Genomic DNA, 5,130 nt, shown 5'->3' with positions numbered 1-5,130 from the left:
GTGTACGACGGCTCGTACGGCCCCCTGCGCGGCCTCCTCGTCTCGGACGCCTACGCCTCGACGCTGCACATCAGCTTCGACGTGCGCGGGGGACTGCTGATCCGCCAGACGCACCACTGGGCCGCCCTGGTGTTCGTCGCCGCCGTCGGCCTGCACCTGCTGCGCGTCTTCTTCACGGGCGCCTTCCGCCGCCCCCGCGAACTCAACTGGGTCCTCGGCGTCACCCTGTTCCTGTTCGCCCTGCTGGAGGGCTTCTGCGGCTACTCGCTGCCGGACGACCTGCTGTCCGGGACGGGGATGCGGACCGCGTACACGATCGTGACGTCGATCCCGGTCGCCGGCACGTACCTGGGCTTCCTGCTCTGGGGCGGCTCCTACCCGGGGCACTCGATCATCCACCGCCTCTACGCCACCCACGTGTTCTTCGTCCCGCTGGCGATGATGGCGCTGATCGGCGTCCACCTGGTGATGGTGGTCTACCTCAAGCACACCCAGTGGTCCGGGCCGGGCAGGACCAACCGGAACGTCGTCGGCCGGCCGATGGTGCCGCAGTTCACGACCCGGTCGGCCGGGCTGTGCCTGATGGTGTTCGGGGTGCTCGCCGTCCTCGGCGGCGTCGCCCAGATCAACCCCGTCTGGGACTTCGGCCCCTACCGCACCGACCAGGCGTCGACCGGCGCCCAGCCCGACTGGTACGTCGGCTTCCTGGAGGGCGCGCTGCGGCTGATGCCGCCGTGGGAGAACGCGGTGGCCGGGCACACCGTCATGTGGAACGTCTTCATCCCCGCCGTGCTGCTGCCCGGCCTGCTGTTCCTCGTCCTCTACCTGTACCCCTTCTTCGAACGGTGGGTGACGGGCGACCTGACGGAACACCACCTGTGCGACCGGCCGCGCGACCGCCCGGTGCGCACGGCCCTGGGTGTGGCCGCCCTCGTCTGCTACGGGGTGCTGCTGGCCGCGGCCGGCAACGACGTCGCCGCGTCGGTCTTCCGGGTCTCGGTGGAGACCCTCACCTGGATCCTCCGGGTGGCGCTGGTCGTCGGCCCGGTCGTCGCGTTCATGCTGACCAAGCGGGCCTGCCTGGCTCTACGGGCCCATGACCGGCGGCTGCTGGAGGAGGGGGAGGCGACCGGCGAGACGGTCCAGAGCGCCGCCGGCGGCATCTCGGGCAGGCACCGCCCGCTCGACCCGGCGCACCGCTACGAGCTGCTGGTACGGGACGTGCCGCGGCCCCTCGCCCGCCCGGGGGAGGGGGCGGCGCGCCGGCACCGGCTGCGGGCGGCGCTGAGCGCCTGGTACTACCGCGACCGGGTCGACCTGCCGGCGACGGACGAGGAGCGCCTGCGACTCGGCGGAAAGCTGGCGGCGCCGCTGCCCGGGGCGGAGGAGGAGTGAGCCGGCTTCCGCCGCACCCGTTGACCCGCCCGCGCCCGCCTCACCCGCCCGCGCCCGCCTCACCCGTCCGCGCCGTCCGAGACGCGGGCGAACTGGAAGACCATGCCGGACACGCCCCCCAGCAGCACCCCGCAGCCGATGAGGAACAGCCACAGCCCGTAGACGACGCCGATCGCCATCAGCGTCATGCCCGCGGCGGTGACCGGCGGGTACGCGCTCTCCGGCGGGAAGAAGTCGATGCGGCCGGCCCGGTCGCGTACCTCCGCGTCGGGGGCGTCCTCCGGGCGCCCGCCCTTGCGCCGGTGGTTCATCGCGCAGAAGAAGGCGATCACGGCCGACATCAGGCAGGAGACGGTCAGCGCGGCCACGCCCGCGGGCTCCCGGGCCAGCCAGGCGTAGACGGCGTCGGTGCCGAGGAAGAACACGGCGACACCGGCGAACAGGTGGGATTCCGCTCTCATGGCGACCTCACGGCTCTCGTGGCGACCTCACGGCTTGTGCTCTCCCAGCGGATCGGGGGTGGGTTCCGCGCCCGCGCCCGTCCCGCGGCGGAGCGCGCGCGCCTCCGGGTGGTGCAGGTCGAAGGCGGGCGAGTCGGAGCGGACGCGGGGCAGCGCGTGGAAGTTGTGGCGCGGCGGCGGGCAGGAGGTGGCCCACTCCAGGGACCGGCCGTACCCCCAGGGGTCGTCCACCTCGACCGGGCGGCCCAGCCGGGCGGTCTTCCAGACGTTGTAGAGGAACGGCAGCGTGGACCCGCCCAGCAGGAACGCGCCGACGGAGGAGACCGTGTTGAGGGTGGTGAAGCCGTCGGCGGCCAGGTAGTCGGCGTAACGGCGGGGCATGCCCGCCTCGCCCAGCCAGTGCTGCACCAGGAACGTCAGCTGGAACCCCGTGAACAGCGTCCAGAAGTGCACCTTGCCCAGCCGCTCGTCCAGCATGCGGCCCGTCATCTTGGGCCACCAGAAGTAGAAGCCCCCGAACATGGCGAAGACGATCGTCCCGAAGAGGACGTAGTGCAGGTGGGCGACGACGAAGTACGAGTCGGTGAGGTGGAAGTCGAGCGGCGGCGAGGCCACGAGCACGCCGCTCAGCCCGCCGAGCAGGAAGGTGACGAGGAAGCCGATCGCCCACACCATCGGGGTCTCGAAGGAGATGCTGCCGCGCCACATCGTGCCGATCCAGTTGAAGAACTTGATGCCCGTCGGCACCGCGATCAGGAACGACATCAGCGAGAAGAACGGCAGCAGGACGGCGCCGGTGGCGAACATGTGGTGGGCCCACACGACGGCCGAGAGCATGGTGATGGAGATGGTCGCGCCGACCATGCCGACGTACCCGAAGACGGGCTTCCGGCTGAACACCGGGATGATCTCGGTGACCACCCCGAAGAACGGCAGGGCGACGATGTAGACCTCCGGATGCCCGAAGAACCAGAACAGGTGCTGCCACAGCAGCGCCCCGCCGTTGGCCGGGTCGTAGACGCGCGCGCCGAACTTCCGGTCCGCCTCCAGGGCGAGCAGCGCCGCCGTCAGCACGGGGAACGCCAGCAGCGCCAGGATCGAGGTGAAGAGGACGTTCCAGGTGAAGATCGGCATGCGGAACATCGTCAGTCCGGGGGCCCGGAGGCACAGGATGGTGGCGATGAAGTTGACGGACCCCAGGGTCGTGCTCAGTCCCGCCAGGACCAGCCCCATCGCCCACAGGTCGCCGCCCGCGCCGGGGGAGTGGACCGCGCCGCTGAGCGGGGTGTAGGCGAACCAGCCGAAGGACGCCGCCCCGCCGGGCACGACGAGCCCGGACACCACGGTCAGCCCGCCGAACAGGAACAGCCAGTACGTCAGGGCGTTGAGCCGGGGGAAGGCGACGTCCGGGGCGCCGATCTGCAACGGCATGATCGCGTTGGCGAAGCCGGTGAACGTCGGGGTCGCGAACAGCAGCATCATGACCGTGCCGTGGATCGTGAACAGCTGGTTGTACTGCGCGTTGCTGACGATCTGGAGGCCCGGGCGCGCCAGCTCGGCGCGCATCAGCATCGCCAGCACCCCGCCGAGCAGGAAGAAGCCGAACGACGTGACCAGGTACAGGTTGCCGATCGTCTTGTGATCGGTGGTGGTCACGTACTCCCTGATCCGCTGCCCCGTCCGGACGCGGGGGTTGGCACGGGGGTCGCCGGCGGCCGGCGGCGGTTCGGCGAACCGGAGGGCATCCGGCTGGGGCATGGGGCCTCCGGGACGAGAGCGAGGGGCGAACCGGGTGGAAACCGGCGCCTGCGGTGTAGCCGCGACACCCGCGTCCGAAACCTCGGGGGCGGCATCCGGCGCTCGTCCTTTTCCGGTCACTCCGCGCCGGTTTGCCCCGCACGCCCGACGGTTAGGGAACCCCCTGCGCTCGCGCGGACCCGCGAGCGGGAGGACGCCGGCCGAAGAGGGACGATGACCGGGACGGCACCAGGATGACCGGGACGACACCGGAGAGCACGCCCGACGGAGGGAACCTCGCGCCCCAGCCGTTGCGGCAGTACGCGCTGCTCGCCGACGGCGAGCGCGGCGTCATCGTGGGCCCCCGCGGCGAGTACGCCTGGATGTGCGCGCCCCGGTGGGACTCGGACGCCGTCTTCTCCACCCTGGTCGGCGGGACGGGCGTCTACCTCGTCACCCCGGCGGGGCGGTGCGTGTGGGGCGGTTACTACGAGGAGGGGACGCTCATCTGGCGCAGCCGCTGGGTCACCGACCACGGCATCGTCGAGTGCCGCGAGGCACTCGCCTTCCCCGGCGACCCGCACCGCGCCGTCCTCCTCCGCCGGATCACGCCCTGCCGGAACGCCGCCGCCCGGATGACCGTCGCCCTCGAACCGTGCGCGGGCTTCGGCCGGTACCCGCTGCGGGGCTTCGCCCGCCGGGCCCCCGGCGTGTGGGCCGGGCACGCGGGCGACCTCGCGGTGCGCTGGTCCGGCCGGTTCCCCGACCCGCGGCCGGCGGACGCGCGGGGCCGGCGGCTGGTGACCGAGCCGACGGTCGAGGCCGGCGGCCGCCTCGACCTCGTCCTGGAGATCGGTGACCGGCCGCTGCCCGACCGGCCGCCCGACCCCGACGCCCTGTGGCGGGCCACCGAGGGGGCCTGGCACGCGGCCGTCCCGCCGTTCGACGGCACGGTCGCCCGGACCGACGCCCGCCGGGCGTACACCGTCCTGCGCGGGCTGACGGCCGCCTCCGGCGGCATGGTGGCCGCGGCGACCACCAGCCTCCCCGAGCGCGCCGAGGAGGGCCGGAACTACGACTACCGCTACGTGTGGATCCGCGACCAGTGCTACGCCGGCCAGGCCGTCGCCGTCGCCGGGGACACGGCGCTGCTGGACGACGCCGTCCGGTTCGTCACCGCCCGCCTGCACGAGGACGGGCCCCGCACCGCCCCCGCCTACACCGTGGACGGGCGGCGCATCCCCGACGAGCGCGAGCTCGACCTGCCGGGCTATCCCGGCGGGTTCGACCGCGTCGGCAACAAGGTCAGCGGCCAGTTCCAGCTCGACGTCTTCGGCGAGTCCCTGCTCCTGCTCGGCACCGCCGCCGAGCACGGCCGGCTCGACGCCGACGGATGGCGGGCGGCCGTCATCGCCGCGGACACCATCGCCCGGCGGCACGGCGAACCCGACGCCGGCGTCTGGGAACTCCGCCCGCGGCTCTGGGCGCACAGCCGGCTGGCCTGCGCCGCCGGCCTGCGGCGCGTCGCCGCCGCCGG

4 protein-coding genes are annotated in these 5,130 nt (G+C 73.0%); 2 read left to right on the top strand and 2 right to left on the bottom strand.

Translation table 11 applies throughout. From position 1 onward, the window contains the following. Window positions 1-1,395, top strand: a 1,395-nt coding sequence (qcrB, locus tag JNW98_RS34530; protein ID WP_223772235.1) for a cytochrome bc1 complex cytochrome b subunit, incomplete at its 5' end; no start/stop codon positions are given. A gap of 59 nt (window positions 1,396-1,454) precedes the next feature. Here the strand turns inward: qcrB and ctaF are convergent. Together ctaF and ctaD are read right to left on the bottom strand one after the other, a co-directional pair. Further along, window positions 1,455-1,856 carry an aa3-type cytochrome oxidase subunit IV gene (gene ctaF, locus JNW98_RS34525; RefSeq protein ID WP_223772234.1) on the bottom strand — a complete coding sequence of 134 codons (402 nt, stop codon included), beginning with the start codon at window positions 1,854-1,856 and terminating at the stop codon, window positions 1,455-1,457. Window positions 1,857-1,883: 27 nt separating this feature from the next. Next, window positions 1,884-3,614: an aa3-type cytochrome oxidase subunit I gene (gene ctaD / locus JNW98_RS34520; protein WP_223772233.1), complete on the bottom strand. Its 1,731-nt coding sequence runs from the start codon at window positions 3,612-3,614 to the stop codon at window positions 1,884-1,886. Window positions 3,615-3,847: 233 nt separating this feature from the next. Between ctaD and JNW98_RS34515 the strand changes: the two genes are divergently transcribed. Next, window positions 3,848-5,130, top strand: a 1,283-nt coding sequence (locus JNW98_RS34515) for a glycoside hydrolase family 15 protein (RefSeq protein WP_223772232.1), incomplete at its 3' end; no start/stop codon positions are given.

It is taken from the genome of Streptomyces huiliensis (genome assembly GCF_020037025.1).
Classification (GTDB): domain Bacteria; phylum Actinomycetota; class Actinomycetes; order Streptomycetales; family Streptomycetaceae; genus Streptomyces; species Streptomyces huiliensis.
Note: the sequence above shows the minus strand (reverse complement) of the source record. Positions and strands in the feature narration are given on the sequence as shown.